This is a genomic window from Telluribacter roseus, assembly GCF_017355915.2.
Taxonomy (GTDB): Bacteria; Bacteroidota; Bacteroidia; order Cytophagales; family Spirosomataceae; genus Telluribacter.
In genome coordinates, this window is the sequence record NZ_JAFEUV020000006.1 from 63,553 (window position 1) to 85,044 (window position 21,492).

Below are 21,492 nucleotides of genomic sequence, written 5' to 3' on the forward strand. Positions count from 1 at the left end.
CATGGCTCAACCTATAAATTAAAAGCGCAGGGCTTCTACCCTGCGCTTTTAATTTGATAGTAGTACACTATTTTACTTATCTGCCTCCTGCTTTACCGCTTCTACCATTTTCACGGTAATCATCTTTTTATTGGAGGAGTTGCCCCAGGAGTTCATGATGTAGTTCATGACATCGGCTACTTGCTCCTTGCTTAGGCCCGGATCAGGCATCATGTTGTCGTACTCGACACCGTTGACCTCGATGGCTCCCTGTAGACCAAACTTAACGGCATGGATGGCTTTCTCGGGAGTTTTCATCAGGTAGTCCGACTTGGCCAGGGGGGGGAATACACCTTCGACTCCTTCACCCGTGGCCTGATGGCAGGCTACGCAGTTGCCGGCATATACCTCCTTGCCGCGGGCTATGCTCTTCTGGAGTTCATCGTCCTGTCCGGGTAGTACAGCCGAATAAAAAAGAGCTCCGGCAAGGGCTACAAAAGCTAGTTTCATATAATTCTTGAATGATGCTATTGGATTGATGCAAATACTATGACTGGTACTGACACGTTACTCACCTTCACAACGTAGTAAACAGGGTTGCTGTTCCACTCCTTGTTATTCCAGCCTATCATTTTACGGCTGTGTACGACCAGGGTACATCCTTCTTGCTGGTGCCCCAGTTCCTGCTGGGCTGGCTACCCATGTCAAAGGTAATGTTGCCGCCTTTCAGGATGTCAAAGTGGTCAAGGTAGGTAGGGGTGTAGGCTTTGCCGTTGAGGGTAGCTTTCTGGATGTACAGGTTTTGGTCGCTGGTAGCGGGGGCCTGTACCACAAACTTCTTCCCGTTTTCGAGCGTCATAGTAGCCTTTTTGAACAGCGGAGTACCTATGACATACTGGGTAGTACCGGGGGTGACAGGGTAGAAGCCCAGTGCCGAGAACACGTACCAGGCCGAGGTCTGGCCGTTGTCTTCGTCGCCGCAGTAGCCGTCGGGGGTAGGCTGGTACAGGCGCTGCATCACCTCACGGAGCCAGTACTGGGCCTTGGCGGGAGCACCGGCGTAGTTGTACAGGTAGATCATGTGCTGTACGGGCTGGTTGCCGTGGGCGTACTGTCCCATGTTCATGATCTGCATCTCCCGGATCTCGTGGATGGGGAAACCGTAGTAGCTGTCGTCAAAAATAGGAGGCATGGCAAATACTGTATCGAGCTTTTGTACGAAGGCTTCACGACCACCCACTAGCTCCACCAGCCCCTGTACATCCTGAAACACCGACCAGGTGTAGTGCCAGCTGTTGCCTTCGGTAAAGGCATCCCCCCACTTGAACGGGTTGAATGGTTTCTGAAACTGGCCATTCTGGTTCTTGCCGCGCATGAGCTTGGTTTCGGGATCAAAGAGGTTGCGGTAGTTCTGGGCGCGTTTGGTATATAGGTCTATCTCCGCCTGCGGGCGCTTCAGCTCCCTGGCCAGCTGGGCAATACAGAAGTCGGCGTAGGCGTACTCGAGGGTTCGGGCCGCGTTCTCCCGGATCTTGACGTCGTAGGGTACATAGCCCAGTTCGTTGTAGTACTCATGCCCAAGTCGCCCTACCGAACTCACCGGTCCGGCATTCTTTGTATTCTTGATGACAGCCTCATACAGCGTATTGATATCGTAGCCGCGGATTCCCTTTATGTACGAGTCAGCGATAAGGGAGGCCGAGTTGGAGCCGATCATCGACTCGCGGTGACCGGGGCTGGCCCACTCGGGCAGGAAGCCGCTTTCTTTGTAGGTGTTGACCAGGCCCTCCATGATCTGGGCGTTGAGGGTAGGGTACATGAGCGTAAAGAACGGGAACACCGCCCGGAAGGTATCCCAGAAGCCATTGTCCGTAAACATATAGCCCGGAAGTACCTCACCATTGTACGGGCTGTAGTGTACGATCTGATTTCGGGCATCCAGCTCATAGAACTTCCGCGGGAACAGCAGCACGCGGTACAGGCAGGAGTAGAAGGTCCGCGTCTGCTCAGGGCTACCACCTTCTACAGTGATGCGCGAAAGCTCTTTCTTCCAGATTGCATGTCCTTTCTTCTGGGTAGCTTCAAAGGTATCAGTACCCAGCTCGCGGCGGAGGTTCACCTCGGCCTGGTCGTAGCTGATAAACGAAGAGGCAACCTTGATACCAACCTGCTCGCCCCGGCGGGTCTTGAATCCTACTACGGCTCCTACGTGATCGGCTTTGTACTCCAGTGTATCCTTGGCCAGTTGCTTGCCGTGCCAGGTAGCTGATAGGTTAAAAGGCTTGTCGAATACCAGTACAAAGTAGTTTTTGAAGTTGGCCGGTACACCGCCGCTGTTCTTGGTGGTGTAGCCAATGATCTTGCGCTCTGCCGGAATCACCTTTACGTACGAGCCTTTGTCAAAAGCGTCCAGTACTACGTAGGCGCTGTCGGTTTGGGGGAAGGTAATCCGGAACTGGGCCGCCCGCTCAGTGGGGGTTATCTCAGTTGTAACGTCGTAGTCGGCCAGGTATACCTTGTAGTAGTGTGGCTTGACGGTTTCGGCTTTGTGCGAAAACCAGCTCGCGCGGCTGTTTTCGTCAAACTTGAGCTTACCGGTTACGGGCATGATCGAAAACTGGCCGTAGTCGTTGATCCAGGGGCTGGGCTGGTGCGTCTGCTTGAACCCTCTGATCTTATCGGCGTCGTAGGTATACCCCCAGCCGTCACCCATCTTGCCCGTCTGGGGCATCCAGAAGTTCATGCCCCAGGGCAGGGCTATGGCCGGATAGGTATTGCCAGTGGACAAGCTGAACTTCGACTGTGTACCCATCAGCGGATTGACCCACTCGGTAGGGTCAGCTACCTGCGTGACAGTCTGGGCAAAGGTGGCGGTAAGGGTAAAGGCAGAAAGAATAATACTGCAGAGAACTCTCTTCATGATACTATCTGATAAATACGAAAAAGGATTGACAAAGTTACACTTTTCATCCGAATGACCGGGCGGTAGCGTCGGAGCCAACGGTGGGGGTAGGTAATTTTGTCATATTCTTAGGTACTACCTATGCTCCTGGCAGTACTGGACTTTTCTGGCATAACTTTTTGTATATGAGCTGGTAGAAGCTGATTATTTCTATTTGTAGTTGTGTCTGTTTTTGTTTAACCGATTATATCTATGAAAAAGTATCTGTTTCTGATCGCCAGTCTGTTCGTTGCAACAGGATGTGAAAAGGAGAATGACGGACCTACTCCGCAGCAATTGTATCTGGCTTACCTGACGGGAGGCGATCTGACCTCCAAACCTAAAACCTCTACCGGCACTTCGACCTCCTCCAACAATGGTACTGCTACCAGCGGTACCGCCGAAGGAGTATACGATCCGGATTCCAACTATTTAAAGCTACGCCTGAAGGATGATATGCTCAAACCTGTCAATTGGCATCTTATCCTCAACGATCCCGACTATGTGGGTGAAGAAAACCTGGTAGTTGATCTGGGAAGGGACTTTACAAATCCGTTAGGGACCAAAGTCCGCCTGACCGAGGCACAGGAAAAAGCGCTGATGAAAGGCAAGTACTACGTGGAGGCGTATTCAGATGAATACCCGGGTGGTGTGATCAGGGGACAACTCGTGCCCAGATAAGACGAGGAATGAATAATAACAAAGGGAGCAGGTCATATACAACCTGCTCCCTTTGCTTAATATTTACCAATCAGGTACAGGGCCCTTAGAGGATGCCTCCCAGTATGCCTTTAATAGAAAGGGACAGATTGGTCTGTGAGTTAGCTTTTACCGAAATCGCATTCAGGTTGGTTTCGCTGTTCAGGTCCAGAAAGGTATTGAGGTTCAACTGGCCGGAACCTTCCTGACGGTACGTAACCACGTGCAGCTCATACTCACCTTCGGGAATGAAAGCGGCCGTAAAGCTACCGTCACTGTTTACTTTGGTGCTGGTCACGGAATTCTTAAACCTGACCTGGCTTTCACCCTGTCCGCTGGTTTCGGTGTTTTGCTTGAATGATCCTTTCGTATACACGTAAGCGACCGCCTTCCCGTTGGTGGATGCATTGTAGTTATTGAGCTTACCGGTGATCGAGCCGGTGCTTTCCTTCTTGACGAAGCGGATCGACGACTGCAGCTCGCCGTAAGTAACGAAGGCGTAGTCTTTAGAAGCGCCTCCCTGTTCTTTGATGGCTTTTCTCAGATCAAAATCCATCACTACCGTCTGGGTTTGTCCTTCGGCTATATCTACTTTAGGGCCTTTGATCTCGATATCGGTGCGGGCGTTGCCCGATACGACCAGTTTGTTCTTGGTACCATCCTGACGCTGGATGTAGCAGCCGGGGGCGTTGCCGTTGGCGTCGCGTTCGTAGTCCAGTACCAGCGTAAGCTTGTCGAAGGAGCCCATGGATACGTCACCTTCGGTTAGGGTTACTGTTTTTCCTCCCTGCAGTTCCAGCAGGTTCACCGTCTTGGGGCCCTGAAAGGCCTCCCACTTCTTACCGTCTACCCGCACTTCCGTTACAGTCACGAACACGCCCTGTACCGAAGCTTCATCAATGGGGGCATCGGTCATTTCTACTTTCAGACGACCACCGGTACCCGATGGGTCGATATTGGTGTCGTCCTCCATGTCACAGGCGTTGATCGCCAGTACACTGATCAATCCCAGAGCTGTCCATTTGAGTTTTTTAACTAGCATAATTAATTAGTGATTTGAGTTGAACATAAATCATGATGTAGGGGTACGTCATGGGTAAAGGTTTCGTCATGTGCTAGTAAATTGTATTTTATTAATAAGAACTCTGGTCTGTACTGGTGCTTTCAGGTAGAGAACGGGAGGTGATACAGAATATTTTTAGCAGGTGCCTTCATTGAGTGAACGGTAAAAATGTTTAGCATTTGTGTGTAAGTAGCTTATAATAAGATTTTTATGGGTTTGGTGTGGTTGCAAATATATATTTATAGCTGCTTGTTAACTCTGACGACTTAGTAAGCGGTAAAGGAGCAGTGGCTTTGGGAGTAGAAGGCAGAAATGGTGACATTTTAAGATGTAATACAGAGTGTCAACATCTTATGCTACGCTTTCCTATCTTGCGATGGAGCTATTGAAGCCTTAAAATAAATCATCCGAAGAAAAGTGGCTGAAGCCGCAAGCAGGTAACCAAGTTGGTATCATAATTGTACTAGATAGGGTAATTCTGCATATGCAATACGTAATAATACGTGTTTTTTGGGGCGGAATATTTTGGTTCTTCACACACTTTATCGTTATTGTACGCTATACTAAATTGAAATAGGGCTCTCTGTTATGACAGTAGGGCAAATCAGCAGTACGCATACATACTATAACATCAGAAAGAGAAAGTAACTTATTGTGTGGTAGACTTATACGAATAACCATAGCTTGCATGAAGTCAGCTTCGATACCTTTTAATGAACAGGATAGATTAGTAGCCTTACAGGAATATAATATCCTGGATACCCTCCCCGAGCAGGACTTTGACGATATTACCCTGATTGCTTCTGAGATATGTGGTACCCCTATATCTCTCATTTCACTAGTCGATCAGGAGCGCCAGTGGTTTAAGTCATCGCATGGGCTGGATGCTTCTGAAACCCACCGCGACTATGCCTTTTGTGCCCATGCCATTCTGAACCCACAGGAAATCATGGTAGTGTCTGATACCCTGTCGGACGACCGTTTCTTTGATAATCCGTTTACTACCGGCGACCCCTACGTGCGCTTTTACGCGGGGGCTCCGCTTACTACTTCGGAGGGCTATGCACTGGGTACGCTATGCGTTATAGATCAACAGCCCAGAGAGCTTAGCGGACAGCAAAAGAAGGCCCTGGCGGCACTGGCCAATCAGGTGATGCACCAGCTCGAGCTGCGCAAAAAGGCGGAGGAACTGGGGAGTATCAAGAAGCAGCTCGAAGCCGCCATTCAGGAAATGAAGGAGGCGAAGCAAAAGGCCGAAGAGGCCAACAAGGCTAAGAGTGATTTTCTGTCGGTGATGAGCCATGAGATCCGGAATCCGCTCCATTCAATCGTAGGATATACCAATCTGCTGATCGAAGAGACTCCCCGGGCTGACCAGCAGCCGCCCCTTAAGGCACTACGCTTCTCGGCTGAAACCCTGCTTTCGCTGGTCAACGATATACTGGACTTGGGCAAACTGGAAGCAAGTAGAGTGGAGCTGGAGTCGATCCCCTTTAACCTGGTAGAACTGATCAATAATGTGGTGCAGTCGAACCTGCATCGGGCCAGCAAGCGGGGCAACCATATCGAGATTATATCCGATCCTACGCTGCCTGCCTACCTGCTGGGTGATCCTACACGTCTGCTGCAGATAATCAACAACCTGGTATCCAACAGTATCAAGTTTACTGAGAAAGGTCTGATCCAGATTAAGCTCATTGCGGTTCCTGATACTATCAGCGACCAGGTCACCGTGCATTTCCAGATTTCGGATACCGGTATTGGTATGTCTTCGGAGGTACTGGCGGTTATCTTCAATGAGTATACGCAGGCTTCTGCCGAGATCACCCGTAACTACGGTGGTACCGGGCTGGGGCTGTCAATTACCAAGAAACTACTGAGCCTGTTTGGTAGCTCGATCCGGGTGGATAGCGAAGTCGGAAAAGGCTCGACCTTTACCTTTGAAATAGCCTTCAGAAAAGCCAAAGGCAGAGTAGCCGTTGAGGATGAACTACCGGACTTTGACTTTACTGACTACAAGGTAATGGTGGTGGATGACAGCGAGCTTAACCTTAAGCTGATCTCCCACTCCCTGAGTAAGAAAGGGGTTCGGCTTGAGCTGTTTTCTTCACCGCTGAAGGCTTTGGAAGCCGCCCGGGAATCCACCTATGACCTGATCCTGATGGATCTGCAGATGCCGGGGATGAGCGGATTTGTACTAAGTACCGAGATCAGAAAGCTGGATCAGGAGGTGCCGATCGTTGCCCTTTCCGCCGATCACAGTCCCGAAACCGCCCGGCTTACCCGGGAAGTAGGTATGAATGGGTACCTGCCCAAGCCATACGCCGTGAAGCAGTTGTACCAGGTAATGGCGCAGTACCTCAACCGGGAACAGGAAAAAGAAAGTAACGTATAACCAAAGCGGGAGCCCCTATACAAGGGCTCCCGCTTTGGTTACTCATAGTTAGACAGGTACCTCTAAGCGTGTTGCCTGCAATGAACTCCTTCGGCAATTTCCTTGATCATTTTTTGATTAAAGGCAGGTATGTCGTCGGGTATTCGGCTGCTTACCAGCCCATGATCCACCACCACTTCCTTGTCAAGCCAGCGAGCGCCGGCGTTTTGCAGGTCTTTGCGGAGCGACGGGTAGGAGGTAAGCGTGCGGCCGTGTACCACATCAGCTTCAATCAGCAGTTGTAGGCTGTGACAAATAGCAGCAACGGGTTTCTGTTGTATAAAAAAAGAACGCACAAACTCAACGGCCCGGGCGTTCATACGTAGTGTATCCGGATTCATCACTCCCCCCGGTAGTAGCAGAGCATCGTAGTAGCAGGCTCTTGCTTGTTCCAGAGGTACATTCACTTCAAACGTCTCTCCCCACTCAATCTGATTCCACCCCTTGACGGAATCTTTGTTAGGGGAAATAATATGCGTAGTGGCTCCACACATATCCAGTGATTTTCGGGGTTCGGTCATTTCTACCTGCTCAAACCCATCGGCAACCAGAATGGCAACACGTATGCCTTTTAAGTTGGCTGGTATTTTCATCAGTTTTTGATTTTAAGAGGTACTGGTAAAGTCTTATTTCATATAAAAAATGTACCAGCGAGTGGGTAACTACTGCTGTTGTTCCTAAAATATTTTTCGTAGCAAATAAGCTACAGGCAGATATAGGGGTGGTAAAAGAAAGAGGAAGAGGTATACCCACCCGGGGCTACCTCTTCCTCTTTACCTGCTACTAGGTATATACCAAATCAGGCGTGCTGTTGCACGTGAACGCCCTCCCGGAACTCCTCCACCATCTTACGGTTAAAGGCCGGAATATCATCAGGTTTCCGGCTCGTTACCAATCCGTGATCGGTTACTACCTCGGCATCTACCCATTCGGCACCGGCATTCTGCAGGTCAGTACGTACCGACGGGTAAGAGGTTAGTTTGCGGCCTCGTACTACATCTGCCTCGATCAGCAGCTGAGGTCCGTGACAGATAGCAGCTACGGGCTTGCCCGACTGGAAAAACTCCCGGACAAACTGTACCGCTTTCTGGTTGGTACGGAGCTGGTCCGGATTAAGTACTCCTCCGGGTAGCAGCAGAGCATCGTACTCGTCGGCACTTACCTCATCGATTGACTTGTCTACCTCGAAAGAGTCGCCCCAGTTGGTCATGTCCCACGCTTTGATGGTACCCTTCTCAGGACTTATAATGTGTGTTTCGGCTCCCTGTTCGTCAAGAGCTTTTCTGGGGTCTGTCAATTCTACTTGTTCAAATCCATCAGTAGCCAGTATCGCTACCCTTTTTCCTTTCAGCTTCATTTCCATGACTCTCTTTACTAGTTAATTCAACTAAATATGTACAGTAAAATGGGGTAAAAGATCATTCCATGGCTGTCCAGGACTGTATGAGGGTAATACCGTGGTTATAGTCCACATTATGTGAAGTTGTTTCACAAAAAAAGATCCACCTACCGGCAGATCTTACTTCTCTTCCTATTGGCATATATACCCTTTGCTAGGATAGGTACTTCCGTAGGGCATCTTCGATCATGGAGTAGGGAGCAATAAAGGGCTTCTTGGTGATGGTAACCCTGAGTACATTGTTCTGAATGGCGTAGTTGCCTTCTACGGTACCGATCTTAGCAGGTACCGCAAACTCACCCGTATTGGTGTCTCCTGCAAAAGTACCCTGCGCTCCCTGTATGGTGTTGCGGGCGCGGCTGATGATCGAGTTGGGATCATCGTTGAATGGTATTTCAAATGAATAAGCCATGAAGTTGCTGTTTTTTGGGTACCCTGAGGTACCGGTTAGTCTTTCCAGAACTACCCTAAAAATTGTGTGCCTGCTACTGATCCTACTAACTCGCGTATTCTCTGGTAATTATAAATTAAGAAGGCTGAGCAACCTCTGGTCAGATTGCTACGTAATGGTGGTGAACGCTACATTTTTACATTCACTCTAACCTCTGAATACGATGAAAAAGCTCTTGTTACTATGGATGGTGAGCCTGTTGCTGCTGGTTATGGGCTGTAAGGACAAAGAAGAAGAAGTGTCGCCGGAGGTACCGGTACTGGCCACCTTATCGGGGGCTTCGGAAGTACCGGCCAATCCCTCCACCGCTACCGGCAGGGCTGAGGGTACTTACAACAACGACACCAACGAGCTGAAGCTTACAATTACCTACCAGGGCATCACACCTACGGCCTGGCATATACACAAGGCCGCCGCCGGTACCAACGGGGGAGTACTCTTTGACTTTGGGAACACCTTTACGACCCCTTTTAACTACTCGACTGTACTGACCGAAGAACAGGAGGCCGACCTGAAAGCGGGAATGTACTACGTCAATATCCACTCAGCTACTTACCGGGGCGGCGAAATACGGGGGCAGTTGAGTGTGGAGGAGTAGGGGAGTATATTACTTTTATAGATGACGGTGGGAGAGGTACTGCCTTAGACATTATATCTCAAGCTAACAACAAGCTCACCCTGATTACAAATCGGGCGGTCCCCGCTGGGGTTTTATCTTGTTGCATTTCAAACGCAAGTATGATAGCAACCCGATTGCAAATCGGGTGGAGCCCCAGTGGAAGAGACCGTTGGATAAAATTCGACTCTCCAATAAGGAATCGCAAGAGTTCTCACCTAACTTGCCCACGTAAGTGTATTACCGTACGCCCTCCTCGTTATAATTACTACTAATGCTTTTTCGTATACTCATCTCATTATTTCTACTATCAGGAATTCAGATCGGCAAGGCTACTGCTCAGGCTGGCTTCAAAGAAGGTATACTCATTTACCGTGTAGATACAGTACGCAGCCTGGTAAGTCATCCGGCTGCTTTCAGAGGTGCCCAGTTTAAGCTTTATAAGAAAGGGGATCTGATGCGCATTGAAAGGACGAAAGTTAATCACTTCAGGCCTGCTACCAAAGAAGTAACTATCCAGATAAGAAACAAGAAAGGTATCTACACTACGGGAGAGACAAGATTTAAGCCGATGGCTATATTCATGTCGTATGATGAAGAAAGGATAAATAAATCCAAGGCTGTATCGCAAGGTATGGTAAAGACCTATACGAGCAGGAGGACAGGCCAAAGATCAACGATTCTGTCCATGCCAACGGAGAAGGTGATTATTACGGGTTCAGGCGAAAGTCAGCTCCTGGAGGCTCAGGTGACCAAGGCACTGGACGTTCCGGTGAAGCAGTTTTTTGAACATCTTCAGGGTGTTGAAGGTACACCTTTGCAGTTTACTGACTATGAATACGGATGGCTGGTCCGATATACTTTAGAATCCGTCAAAGCCCAGCCACTGCCCGATGAGCTTTTCCGAATCGACCCTAAGATGGAGGTTAAGACGATGGAACAAGTGCTAAAGGAGCTACGGGATTTTAAGTAGAGGTACTATTGGGTCAGCTTCTGGCAAGGATGAACTAGGTAAGTAGGCAGATACAAAAAAGAGGCGCAACCCGTAGGCTGCACCTCTCACGCATGTATAGCAGGTAACATTAGATTTCGACACCACCGCCGACATTCTCGAAGGCGATCTCACCGTCATTATTGACCTCCATCATAATCACCGCGTCTTTGGCGATCTGACCGCTCAGGATACCCTTGGACAGCTCGTTGAGGATACGGCGCTGCAGAACACGCTTAAGCGGACGGGCACCAAAGGCCGGATCGAAACCTTCTTCACCCAGCTTGGCCAGGGCTTCGTCGGTAGCGTCCAGCGTGATGCCCTGCTCCTGCAGGGTACGCTGAATCTGACGGAACTGGATATCCACGATCTTGCGGATGTTGCCCTGAGTCAGTGGCTCGAACAGTACAATCTCGTCGATCCGGTTCAGGAACTCCGGCCTTACCGAGGCTTTCAGCAGATCAAGTACGGCCTGCTTGGCCTCCTCCATAATGAGGGTGTGGTTCCACCCTTCGTCTTCCGCGTACTTCTCCTGAATGATATGGCTACCGATGTTGGACGTCATGATGATGATCGTGTTCTTGAAGTTAGCCACCCGACCTTTGTTATCGGTCAGTCGTCCTTCGTCCAGTACCTGCAGGAGGATGTTCCATACGTCCGGGTGTGCCTTTTCGATCTCGTCAAGCAGCACTACGCTGTAGGGCTTGCGGCGTACGGCTTCGGTCAGCTGACCGCCTTCGTCGTAGCCTACGTAGCCCGGAGGCGCTCCTACCAGACGGCTTACGGTATGGCGCTCCTGGTACTCACTCATGTCGATACGTACGATGGCGTTCTCGTCATTGAAGAGGTACTGCGCCAGGGTCTTGGCCAGCTCGGTCTTACCGACACCGGTAGGTCCCAGGAACAGGAAGCTACCTATCGGACGCTTGGGATCCTGCAGACCAGCCCGGCTACGACGTACCGCATCGGCTACTACCTGGATGGCCTCGTTCTGACCGGCTACGCGGCGATGCAGTTCGTCTTCCAGGTTGAGCAGCTTTTCGCGCTCGCTCTGCAGCATTTTGCTTACGGGTATACCCGTCCACTTGGCTACTATTTCGGCAATTTCTTCCGACGTAATTTCCTCCTGCATCAGCTTGCGCTCGCCTTCCGACTTCTGCAGGTCTTCCAGCTTTTTCTGCGCTTCAGGAATACGGCCGTAGCGGATCTCGGCTACCTTACCGTAGTCACCGGTACGCTCGGCCTGCTCGGCTTCGAAGCGTAGGTGGTCTACCTGCTCTTTCAGGGCACGGATTTCATTTACGATTCCCTTCTCACTTTCCCACTGGGCCCGGAGGGCATTGCGCTGCTCGTTCAGGTCGGCCAGCTCCTTGTTCAGGACGGCTTCCTTTTCGAGGTTATTTTCACGACGGATGGCCTCACGCTCAATTTCGAGCTGCATGATCCGGCGGTTCAGTTCGTCCAGTTCTTCGGGTACACTGTCCATTTCCAGGCGCAGCTTGGAAGCGGCTTCGTCCATCAGGTCAATGGCCTTGTCGGGCAGGAAACGGTCGGTAATATAGCGGTTCGACAGCTCCACAGCTGCGATGACGGCATCGTCCTGGATACGTACCCCATGGTGGAGTTCGTACTTTTCTTTAATACCCCGGAGGATACTGATGGCATCCGCTACATCCGGCTCATCCACCATCACAGACTGGAAGCGGCGCTCGAGGGCCTTGTCCTTTTCGATGTACTTCTGGTACTCTTTCAGGGTGGTAGCACCTATAGCGTGCAGCTCACCACGCGCCAGCGCGGGTTTCAGCAGGTTAGCGGCGTCCATGGCGCCTTCACCTCCGGCACCAGCCCCGATCAGGGTGTGGATCTCGTCGATGAAGAGGATGATCTCACCTTCGGAGTCGGTAACCTCTTTGATCACCGCCTTCAGGCGCTCCTCAAATTCACCCTTGTACTTGGCGCCGGCAATGAGCAGACCCATGTCCAGCGACACGATGATCTTGGTTTTCAGGTTTTCGGGAACGTCGCCCTGCACGATACGCTGGGCCAGACCTTCCACGATGGCCGTCTTACCTACACCCGGCTCACCCAGCAGGATGGGGTTATTCTTGGTACGGCGGCTCAATATCTGTAGTACCCGGCGGATCTCTTCATCCCGACCGATTACAGGGTCGATCTTACCCGCTCGGGCAAGCTCGTTCAGGTTTTTGCTGTAACGTTCCAGCGAACGGTACTTGGCTTCTGCGTTCTGATCTTTCACGGGATTATTTTTACCTCTTAGTTCCTTAATAGCTTCTTTCAGTTCTTTCTCTCTAAATCCGGCGTCCTTCATCATCTGGGCCACGGAGTCTTTCCCGCCGACTAAACCCAGTAGTATCAGCTCAATGCTCACAAACTCGTCATTGAACTCTTTCAGGTAGCTCTGTGCCTTGGTCAGCGCAGTCGACAGGTCATTACCCAGAAAAACCTGAGAACTTGATACCTTGGGGTACCCGCTTATAATGGCGTCCAGAGCCTGCTGGAGGCGCTGATGGTTCACGTTGAGCTTCTTCATCAGGAAGCCCGACGTACTGATATCTTCTTCTAGTATCGCTTTCAGAACGTGACCCGTTTCGATGGCCTGCTGCTGATTGCCCTGTGCAATCTGAGCCGCGTGCTGGATCACCTCCTGTGCTTTGATGGTATACTGATTAAAATTCATGGCTTTTAATTTCTTGGTTGATTCTTCTCGCAAACGCTTACGTACTATATACTATCAAACCCTGTACCTGAGCCTTAAACCTGAAATAATGGCACAGGAATAGGTAATTGTGAAAGATTTAATGACAAATAGGCATACCAAGGCGACATAATGGAATAGAGAAAAAGGGACAATAGGGAGCAGCCTCCCCAGGAAGTATATAACTATACCGGGCGGAGTAGATCTGGCTCAGAGTAACGTATTGTTACCGTTTAGTAATAAATGGTTTACATTGCTCTGTAAGGGCAATTTCTTTATACCGAAGTCTGAACAAAGCAGGGCATAGATAGTATTATACTAGTACCCATGTTCAGTAGTAAACACCATTATCTGTAGAAAGGAACTATACCCTATGCAACGCGAAGTAACTGGCTGGTACAGCCCGGCGCTTGATAAATATATGGATGTGGCCGTGTATGGCCACTATGGGTTTGCGTTGTTAATGATCCCAACGGCTGACTCTGACTTTCTGGAATACGAACACCACGGCCTTATAGAGAGCATACGGCCATTTATCGATGCTGGTCTGTTAAAGGTGTTTTGTATCGGAAGCATTAACGCCGAGAGCTGGATGAATCCCCACATGGAGAACCGGGATAAAGCCCAGCGGCATCAGCAGTACAATGATTACATATTCAGGGAGGTAGTGCCTTTTCTTAAAGAGAAGACCAGTGAGGAAACTCCTATCATAGCCGCTGGAGCCGCGTTTGGAGCCCTGCATGCGGCTAATCTGTTTTTCAAGCACCCTGATCTTATCAATGGTATCATCGCTATGAGTGGGCGCTATGATCTGAGCGTGTACTCCGAGGGCTACTACGACGACAATGTGTACTTTAACTCACCGGTACACTACCTGCCCAACCTCAATGCCGAGTGGCACCTGTGCAAGTACCGACAGAGCCGTCATATTCATTTCCTGTCCGGGTCGGGGGACTATGAAGATCCCAATTCCTCGCGTCATATCTCTACTATACTGAGCTCTAAAGGCGTGGCTCATGAACTGGATATATGGGGGCCGGAGTACCATCACGAATGGTCTACCTGGCATCAGATGATGCGTGTATACCTGGAGACGCGTTTCTAAGGCGATAGGCTCTATGCAATAGGCTATAAGTAGTAGTTGTCATATAAAAGAAAGGGGCTGTTACCGATTGGCAACGCCCCTTTCTTTATCAATTTCTTTTACTGCTAATTGGGAGGAGAACCCTTTGGCTATCCGATTGTACTGTGTGTCACCCCTACGGGGCTGGGAGGTCAGGTGAATTTTTGGGGCTACTAAGATTTCGCCCCTCCGGGGCTTATTCGGCTCCCACTATGGTTATTCACCATTCACTCATTCACTCTTTGAACAACTACGCTCCTTCGAACTGGCGCAGGAAGCGGACGTCGTTTTCGGTGAACAGGCGCAGGTCCTTGATGCCGTACCGGAGCATGGTGATGCGCTCGATACCCATACCAAAGGCAAAGCCCGTGTATTCTTCGGGATCGATACCACAGCTGGCCAGTACGTTAGGATCTACCATACCGGAGCCGGCTATCTCTACCCAGCCGCTATGCTTACACACGTTGCAGCCTTCGCCCTTACAGATAAAGCAGGTCACGTCGATCTCGGCGCTGGGCTCAGTGAAAGGGAAGTAGGAGGGGCGCAGACGGATCTTGGAGTCCTGTCCGAACATCTCCTTGGCAAAGTGGTACAGGGTATCTTTAAGGTCTTTAAAGCTTACGTTTTTATCTACGTACAGGCCTTCTACCTGGTGGAACACGCAGTGCGCCCGGGCCGAAATGGCCTCATTGCGGAATACCCGGCCCGGCATGATCGAGCGCAGGGGCGGTTTCTTGTGCTCCATCAGTCGGATCTGTACGTTGGACGTATGCGTTCGCAGCAGTACGTCGTCCTTTACCTCACCGGCGCTCTTCTCTATAAAGAAGGTATCCTGCATTTCGCGGGCAGGGTGGTTGTCGGGGAAGTTGAGGGCGCTGAAGTTGTACCAGTCGGTTTCGATCTCGGGACCATCCGATACGTTGAAGCCCATGCGCTCGAAGATCTCGATGATCCGTCGGCGCACGATAGTCAGCGGGTGGATACTGCCGTACTGATTGGGTACTACCGGCAGGGTCAGGTCTATCTGTGCGGCGGTGCCGTTGTCTGACTGCTCTTCCAGCTGGGTAGTAAAGGCCTGGAAGCGATCCTGTGCCGCATTCTTTAACGTATTAAGCTCCTGGCCGACCGCCCGGCGGTCCTCCTGCGGAATATTCTTTAGCTGATCAAACAACTCAGTCACAACTCCCTTGCGGCTGATATAGCGCATGCGGAAGGCTTCCAGTTGTTCTTTATTACTTACCGTGGTAGTCTCGATCTCGGTGAGTAATTCTTTTACCCGTTCGGTAATCATATCGTATCTGCTTTATTGAGGCTTTTCGGCTGCAAAGATATATAAAGTTTGGAGGGTGTACCAGAGCCGGCCCATCAACTCGGAATATGACGTACTCTGATCCCGCTTTTTTACTTAGTAGCTATATTTTAGTAAACATATTTGCAATACGTAGTAACACCTGTTTTAGTAAGTGGCGCTACGTCTTTTGCTTCTCCTGCTGCTTGCTAATAGGCTGATGTTCAGTAGTTTAAAAAGTGATACGTAGTTGTACGTATTTCCGGGGACTATCTAAAGAGGTACTTTTGAATCAATAATTACATGCTCACTTATATCCTCAGGAACTCATGGAAACCATTGCTAACTACTCGATAAAAAAAGCGCCAGCCGCAACTGCCAGCTATACACACACCTTGCAGGGCACTGATATTGCTATTCATAGTATGGGGCAAATCCAATGGCTCTCACCTGACGAAATTACGTGTCTGGAAGGAGAAGGAAACTATACGTATATCTACACCTGCCGGGGCAAACGGTACCTCGTATCCCGGACTCTTAAAAGCCTGACCGAACATCTCAACGATACATTCCTGCGTGTACATAAGTCGTATATCGTTAATACCGAATACGTAGTAGACCGGGTAGACGACGATCGCGTAATCCGAATGGTATGTGGCAAAGAAGTGGTCGTAGCCCGTCGCAAAATCAAAGAAATTGCAGAACTACTTAACGCCTATCGCGGCCGCATCAGTGCCTGATACACGCGTTGTGTAGATTATAAGCTTCATTTTTAGTGGGTTAAATCGAGAACAGCAGCCATCGCTAGAACGGTGGCTGCTTGTTTTTTTAACCCAATCCATCCGGCAGTACTTACGATTGCTAAGGGTGCGGGACTGGTTGTAAAGAAGCCTGATTATAACAACGCCGCCACTCCGGTACCGGAGTGGCGGCGTTGTTTATTACTATACAGTAGCTAGCTTATAACAGCTTCATCGCCAGAGTGACCTGCCATGAGTTGAGGCGCTGACGTACAGTAGAAGAACTGCCACCTACCTGGTTCTGATTTACCCGGAAAGCGGCGATATCGTTGAATGAGCCTTCACGGCGAACATCCAGGCTAAAGCCCAGGATGTCGAGTCCGGCACCAAACTGGTACCCATATACGGCCTGCGACATAGCATCGTTGAAGCTACCTGAGGTATAGTGTTCAAAGGCATCGCGCAGGCGCTGGTTATCACCGATGCGGAACGAAGCCATCGGGCCGGCATTGATCCGGAGTGGTCCGCCCTTCAAACCAATCAGTATGGGTACATCTATATTACTGAAGGTGACGTTGACATTGCTGGTCTGAGGGGTTGGACCGCTGTTATCTACAATGTTGAAACTACCTCCCTTGGTCGAAACCAGTACTTCAGGCTGCACAAAGAGGTTTCGGCCGAAGCGGGCGTACACACCGCCTACAAATCCGGTACGGGTTTCGTAGCTTTCGCGCAGGTTGTCACGTACGACCTGTCCGTTGTAGCCCAGGTAGGGATTCCCGTTGTTGTCGTACCGGGTAGTCAGTACTTCGCCCATGGTGAGCTTGGAAAGATTAACACCGCCTTTAATACCAAAAGCAAATCCTTTGGCCTGTCCGAATGAGAGTTGAGGAGCGACGAGGCATAGCATGAGGGCCAGCAGCCCGAGATGAGTGTTTTTCATGGTTTTTTAAGATCTAATAGATGCGTTTGTTGAATAACGAAATGATCACTACTGCTTACATACCTGCGGCACCTTTTTTAGATGCACGATGTTAATAAAGTTTGTACTTTCAGGTGCTGATCCGTCCATATCTCATGAAGGTCAGGTATCGTACAGGTACCCCTAAGACAATTAAAAAAGTAAATACCCCTATGGCTAAAGCCAAAAGTGCCTATTTCTGTCAAAATTGTGGTCATAACTCTCCCAAGTGGTTGGGAAAATGCCCCTCCTGCGGCGAATGGAATACCTTCGTGGAGGAGATAGTCGAAAAAGAAGATAAAAAAACGCAGGTAGCCTGGAAGTCTATCAGCATCGCCAGCCGTCCCAAAGCCATCAGAGAGATCCGCTACGAAGAGGAGCCCCGTATCCTTACGACCGACCAGGAGCTCAACCGCGTACTGGGTGGTGGTATCGTACAGGGAGCCCTGGTGCTGATCGGCGGGGAGCCGGGCATTGGTAAGTCTACCCTGATGCTGCAGATCGCCCTCACCCTTTACAATAAGCGCGTCCTGTACGTATCGGGGGAAGAGTCGGAGCAGCAGATCAAGATGCGCGCCGAACGCCTGGATACCAAAAGCGACAACTGTTTTATCCTGACCGAAACCTCTACCACCAATATATTCCGGCAGATAGAGGAGTTTCAGCCCGATGTACTCATCATTGACTCCATCCAGACCATGCAGTCACCGCTGATCGAGTCCAGTGCCGGTAGTGTGTCGCAGGTGCGGGAGTGTACCTCCGAAATCATGAAGTATGCTAAGGAAATGGGTACGCCCGTGTTCCTGATCGGACATATTACCAAAGAAGGCTCGCTGGCGGGCCCCAAGGTACTGGAGCACATGGTAGATACGGTACTGCAGTTTGAAGGCGATCGCCACACGACCTACCGCATCCTGCGTACGGTCAAGAACCGCTTCGGAAGTACTTCCGAACTAGGTATCTATGAGATGCTCGGAACCGGCCTGCGGCAGGTGACTAATCCGTCGGAGATCCTGATCTCACAGCGCGACGAGCCACTGAGCGGTATTACCATCGGCTCCATGATGGAAGGCAACCGTCCGCTGAAGATTGAAATACAGTCGCTGGTGAGCGTGGCCAACTACGGTACTCCGCAGCGGAGTAGTACCGGCTTTGATGCCAAGCGCCTGCAGATGCTGCTGGCTGTACTGGAGAAGCGCGGCGGATTCCGGTTGGGTATTCAGGATGTGTTCCTCAACGTGGCCGGTGGCCTTAAAGTAGAAGATCCGGCCATTGACCTGGCGGTAGCTACGTCCATTGTTTCTTCTTACGAAGACATCGCCGTTCCGGCATCCGTATGTTTTGCGGCTGAGGTAGGACTGGGCGGTGAAGTACGAGCCGTCAACCGCATCGACAGCCGTATATCAGAAGCCGAGAAACTGGGCTTCAAGAAGATCTATATCTCCAAGTACAACACCAAAGGGCTGTCCTTATCGGATTACAAAATAGAGGTAGTACCCGTAGCCCGCCTGGATGACTTGTTCTCGGAGCTTATGGGCTAGGATAAGCCGGGGCTCAGGTAGTAGCAGCAGTAGCAGGCTTATGCTGGTACTGGGGAATGGCCACTCTGAATTCACTGCCTTTCCCCACCTCACTATCCAGCTCAAGCTGCCACTGGTGAGCATTGACGATCTGCTGTACGTAACTCAGGCCCAATCCAAAGCCTTTGACACTACTGGTACGGCCTATCCGGTAAAACTTCTGGAATATTTTGCCTTTTTCTTCGGGGGGTATTCCTACTCCGTTGTCGCGTACGGCTATAACATAGTTGCCATCCTGGTCGTAGGTATACACTTTTATATCCGGATTTTCGGGGGAGTACTTAATGGCATTCTCCATCAGGTTGTGCAGCACATTGATCAGGTGATGGCGGTCTACTTTGGCCAGGGCCTGCTGGGCATGGCACTCTGCTTTTACCAGACCATTGTACCTTTCCACCACACTATCCACCAGGTCATTGAGCGGCGTGGTTTCCAGGTTTAGTTTTAGTGAATTAGCATCCGCCTGCGCTATGTTCAGTACGTTTTCGATGTGCCACTGCATACGCTGGCTTTCCTCCTTAATGATGCGTACGTACTTTTTAAGCTTGTCGGGATTCTGCATCACTGGCGGAGATACCAGCATATCGGCCGCCAGCCTGATATTGGCTACGGGCGTCTGGAGCTCATGGGTCATCTGGTACATAAAGTCCATCTGATGCTGAGAGTACGAATTAGATCTGAGAGTATACAGGCCCAGTGCTGCCATGCCAAGGATCGAGATGAGCAGCAAGCCTACCAGTAATACTTGATAGTCAGATAGGTTAGACTGAGAGTCAGGAGAAGAAATACCGCTTAAAAAAGCCACCACACAAAGGATAGCCACTACTCCCAGGCTAATAAATCCCCATGCCTCCTTCCTTAATTTCATTAGCTACGTATGTCCGCGGTTTATAAATCGTTCGGCTAATATACGTAATTGATTATTTTTAACTCTATAAAGCACAGCAGTAAATTGGACTATTTAGTTAAAGGTAAAAAAATGGATAAATCAGGCACATCCGAGATAAAACGTACCACAAGCGTACCCCATACCTTATGAAAAAAGCATCTTTTTTACTGCTGGCTGTGCTGCTTCTAGGAGACTGAGCGTACGATTTATGGCCATTTGCAATGGTTATGCTATAAGGGTAACATTCAATTTTTTATCTTCTCAGGCAACCCTTTGATCGATGAGTTCATTATTACCACGATTCATCCACAAGACGTTTTGATCACACTTTCCACCATTCATGAAGCCCAGAAGAAGAGTGCCCCGGCACAGCGGTTGCTTTTTAATACGTATGGAAAGGTACTTTTCAGGTTGGCGAAGCGGTATCTGACTGATCCAGCTAAGGCGGAAGACGCCGTAGCAGAATCATTTTATATCCTACTTCAGACGATTGATACCTGCTGTTTCGTGGCCATCCCTCCCTTTGAAATGTGGATGAAGAGAATAGTGGTCAATGAATGTCTGAAGATGATCCGAAAAGACAAGCGGTTTGATATACTTTCTTACCCAGTGCTTGAAGGTTGTATTGTAGATGATGAACTGATCGAGCATCTGACCGCCGAAGAAATATTCAGGCTTATTGAAGAATTGCCGCTGGGCTACCGTACTGTATTTAACCTGTATGAAATAGAAGGGTACTCTCATGTAGAAATAGCCGAAATGCTTGGTATTAGCTCCGGTACTTCCAAATCACAGCTGAGTAAAGCGAAGGGGATGCTCCAGAAGAAGATCATTGATTTAAATCCGGCTTATGCAAAACGAAAGGTTATATAACAAGATCAGGCATATAGCTCATACGGAAACACCGAGTACTGAGGAATGGAATCCTGACAGGGTATGGGCTAAGGTAGAGAAAAGAAGGAAGAAAGGTGCGGTGTGGCTCTGGCTGCCCGTTGCTGCCGCGTCTGTATTAGTAGTACTTGGGCTATTTATTGGACTGTCAGATGATCGAAATGAGAGCCTCGTTATAGTTTCAAAAGCAGATAAAGTAATTCCAATTCAACCTCTACCTTCCGTAGCGCTACCCATTCAGAAAGGCGTGGAAGTAGTTCAAAAAAGGGATCAGGAGCAGCTTGAACCGAAAGAGAACCTTATTGCCAATCCCTTTTCCGAAGGTACTGAGCCCCTAAGTACGGACACCGCTATGGAGAGTCTACCGGCTGAGGAAGTAGGTACGGCAGAAGTTACCTTGGCAATTACAGATACAGTGAAGCTGGAACAACCTGATGCGACTAGCCTGGAACAAACAACCGAAAGAGTACTGGTGGCCTACATTTCTATTCCTGAACAAAGAAGTGAAGAGCTATCGGCGCTGCGCCAGATGTATGATCAGGTGAAGCAAGACCGGGAAGCTCGTAAAATGCGTACGAGGCTAAGCGTGACTGGCCGGAAACCTAGTTTATGGTCTTTTGTCCATCATAGTTTTGTTGAATATCCTTCGTATGTCAAACCCGTATATGCACCAACTAATAAATAATACATTCTCCTATCAGAGAGCCTCTAACAGTTACTAACCTTTTTAA

At 49.8% G+C, this 21,492-nt stretch carries 19 protein-coding genes; 9 read left to right on the plus strand and 10 right to left on the minus strand.

The features are described from left to right. Positions 1–72 precede the first annotated feature (72 nt). Together JTN23_RS12890 and JTN23_RS12895 are read right to left on the minus strand one after the other, a co-directional pair. Complete coding sequence (locus JTN23_RS12890; RefSeq protein WP_247235248.1) at positions 73–489, minus strand: c-type cytochrome; 417 nt, start codon at positions 487–489, stop codon at positions 73–75. Positions 490–607: 118 nt separating this feature from the next. After that, a complete protein-coding gene (locus JTN23_RS12895; RefSeq protein WP_247235249.1) occupies positions 608–2,899 on the minus strand; it encodes a GH92 family glycosyl hydrolase in 2,292 nt (763 codons plus the stop codon). A 234-nt stretch (positions 2,900–3,133) separates the two neighbouring features. Between JTN23_RS12895 and JTN23_RS12900 the strand changes: the two genes are divergently transcribed. Next, positions 3,134–3,601: a CHRD domain-containing protein gene (locus JTN23_RS12900; RefSeq protein ID WP_247235250.1), complete on the plus strand. Its 468-nt coding sequence runs from the start codon at positions 3,134–3,136 to the stop codon at positions 3,599–3,601. A gap of 85 nt (positions 3,602–3,686) precedes the next feature. On the opposite strand, the gene JTN23_RS12905 is transcribed toward JTN23_RS12900, so the two are convergent. Then, on the minus strand, positions 3,687–4,661 hold the full coding sequence (locus JTN23_RS12905) for a DUF4382 domain-containing protein (protein WP_247235251.1): 975 nt from the start codon (positions 4,659–4,661) through the stop codon (positions 3,687–3,689). 709 nt (positions 4,662–5,370) lie between these two features. Between JTN23_RS12905 and JTN23_RS12910 the strand changes: the two genes are divergently transcribed. Next, positions 5,371–7,077 (plus strand): GAF domain-containing hybrid sensor histidine kinase/response regulator, encoded by a 1,707-nt coding sequence (locus JTN23_RS12910; protein ID WP_247235252.1) that lies wholly within the window; start codon positions 5,371–5,373, stop codon positions 7,075–7,077. A gap of 62 nt (positions 7,078–7,139) precedes the next feature. Here the strand turns inward: JTN23_RS12910 and JTN23_RS12915 are convergent, their stop codons facing one another. The 3 genes from JTN23_RS12915 to JTN23_RS12925 form a co-directional block, all read right to left on the minus strand. Next, a complete protein-coding gene (locus tag JTN23_RS12915; RefSeq protein WP_262918520.1) occupies positions 7,140–7,709 on the minus strand; it encodes a type 1 glutamine amidotransferase domain-containing protein in 570 nt (189 codons plus the stop codon). Positions 7,710–7,915: 206 nt separating this feature from the next. Then, positions 7,916–8,479, minus strand: a complete 564-nt coding sequence (locus JTN23_RS12920) for a type 1 glutamine amidotransferase domain-containing protein (RefSeq protein WP_247235253.1) — start codon at positions 8,477–8,479, stop codon at positions 7,916–7,918. 190 nt (positions 8,480–8,669) lie between these two features. After that, the gene (locus JTN23_RS12925; RefSeq protein WP_247235254.1) at positions 8,670–8,927 is read right to left on the minus strand and encodes a hypothetical protein; all 258 of its coding nucleotides are present in this window, start codon (positions 8,925–8,927) and stop codon (positions 8,670–8,672) included. 202 nt (positions 8,928–9,129) lie between these two features. Between JTN23_RS12925 and JTN23_RS12930 the strand changes: the two genes are divergently transcribed. Both JTN23_RS12930 and JTN23_RS12935 read left to right on the plus strand, forming a co-directional pair. Then, positions 9,130–9,564, plus strand: coding sequence for a CHRD domain-containing protein (locus JTN23_RS12930; protein ID WP_247235255.1), 435 nt, complete (start codon positions 9,130–9,132; stop codon positions 9,562–9,564). Between the two features lie 292 nt (positions 9,565–9,856). Next, positions 9,857–10,555 (plus strand): hypothetical protein, encoded by a 699-nt coding sequence (locus JTN23_RS12935; RefSeq protein WP_247235256.1) that lies wholly within the window; start codon positions 9,857–9,859, stop codon positions 10,553–10,555. Between the two features lie 109 nt (positions 10,556–10,664). On the opposite strand, the gene clpB is transcribed toward JTN23_RS12935, so the two are convergent. Continuing rightward, the gene (gene clpB, locus JTN23_RS12940) at positions 10,665–13,271 is read right to left on the minus strand and encodes an ATP-dependent chaperone ClpB (RefSeq protein ID WP_247235257.1); all 2,607 of its coding nucleotides are present in this window, start codon (positions 13,269–13,271) and stop codon (positions 10,665–10,667) included. A gap of 391 nt (positions 13,272–13,662) precedes the next feature. On the opposite strand from clpB, the gene JTN23_RS12945 reads away from it, so the two are divergent. Beyond that, positions 13,663–14,394, plus strand: a complete 732-nt coding sequence (locus tag JTN23_RS12945; protein WP_247235258.1) for an esterase family protein — start codon at positions 13,663–13,665, stop codon at positions 14,392–14,394. A 268-nt stretch (positions 14,395–14,662) separates the two neighbouring features. On the opposite strand, the gene pheS is transcribed toward JTN23_RS12945, so the two are convergent. Continuing rightward, complete coding sequence (gene pheS / locus JTN23_RS12950) at positions 14,663–15,703, minus strand: phenylalanine--tRNA ligase subunit alpha (protein ID WP_247235259.1); 1,041 nt, start codon at positions 15,701–15,703, stop codon at positions 14,663–14,665. A 326-nt stretch (positions 15,704–16,029) separates the two neighbouring features. Here pheS and JTN23_RS12955 point away from each other — a divergent pair, with 326 nt between their 5' ends. Beyond that, positions 16,030–16,440 (plus strand): LytR/AlgR family response regulator transcription factor, encoded by a 411-nt coding sequence (locus JTN23_RS12955; RefSeq protein ID WP_247235260.1) that lies wholly within the window; start codon positions 16,030–16,032, stop codon positions 16,438–16,440. Between the two features lie 220 nt (positions 16,441–16,660). Here JTN23_RS12955 and JTN23_RS12960 read toward each other — a convergent pair whose 3' ends face one another. Further along, the gene (locus tag JTN23_RS12960) at positions 16,661–17,383 is read right to left on the minus strand and encodes a porin family protein (protein ID WP_247235261.1); all 723 of its coding nucleotides are present in this window, start codon (positions 17,381–17,383) and stop codon (positions 16,661–16,663) included. 191 nt (positions 17,384–17,574) lie between these two features. On the opposite strand from JTN23_RS12960, the gene radA reads away from it, so the two are divergent. After that, positions 17,575–18,942: a DNA repair protein RadA gene (gene radA / locus JTN23_RS12965; RefSeq protein WP_247235262.1), complete on the plus strand. Its 1,368-nt coding sequence runs from the start codon at positions 17,575–17,577 to the stop codon at positions 18,940–18,942. 13 nt (positions 18,943–18,955) lie between these two features. Here radA and JTN23_RS12970 read toward each other — a convergent pair whose 3' ends face one another. Continuing rightward, positions 18,956–19,849 (minus strand): sensor histidine kinase, encoded by an 894-nt coding sequence (locus tag JTN23_RS12970; RefSeq protein WP_247235263.1) that lies wholly within the window; start codon positions 19,847–19,849, stop codon positions 18,956–18,958. A gap of 339 nt (positions 19,850–20,188) precedes the next feature. On the opposite strand from JTN23_RS12970, the gene JTN23_RS12975 reads away from it, so the two are divergent. Beyond that, positions 20,189–20,743, plus strand: a complete 555-nt coding sequence (locus tag JTN23_RS12975; RefSeq protein ID WP_247235264.1) for an RNA polymerase sigma factor — start codon at positions 20,189–20,191, stop codon at positions 20,741–20,743. Next, positions 20,721–21,446 carry a hypothetical protein gene (locus tag JTN23_RS12980; protein ID WP_247235265.1) on the plus strand — a complete coding sequence of 242 codons (726 nt, stop codon included), beginning with the start codon at positions 20,721–20,723 and terminating at the stop codon, positions 21,444–21,446. Before JTN23_RS12975 ends, JTN23_RS12980 begins: the two co-directional genes overlap by 23 nt. Positions 21,447–21,492: the final 46 nt, after the last annotated feature.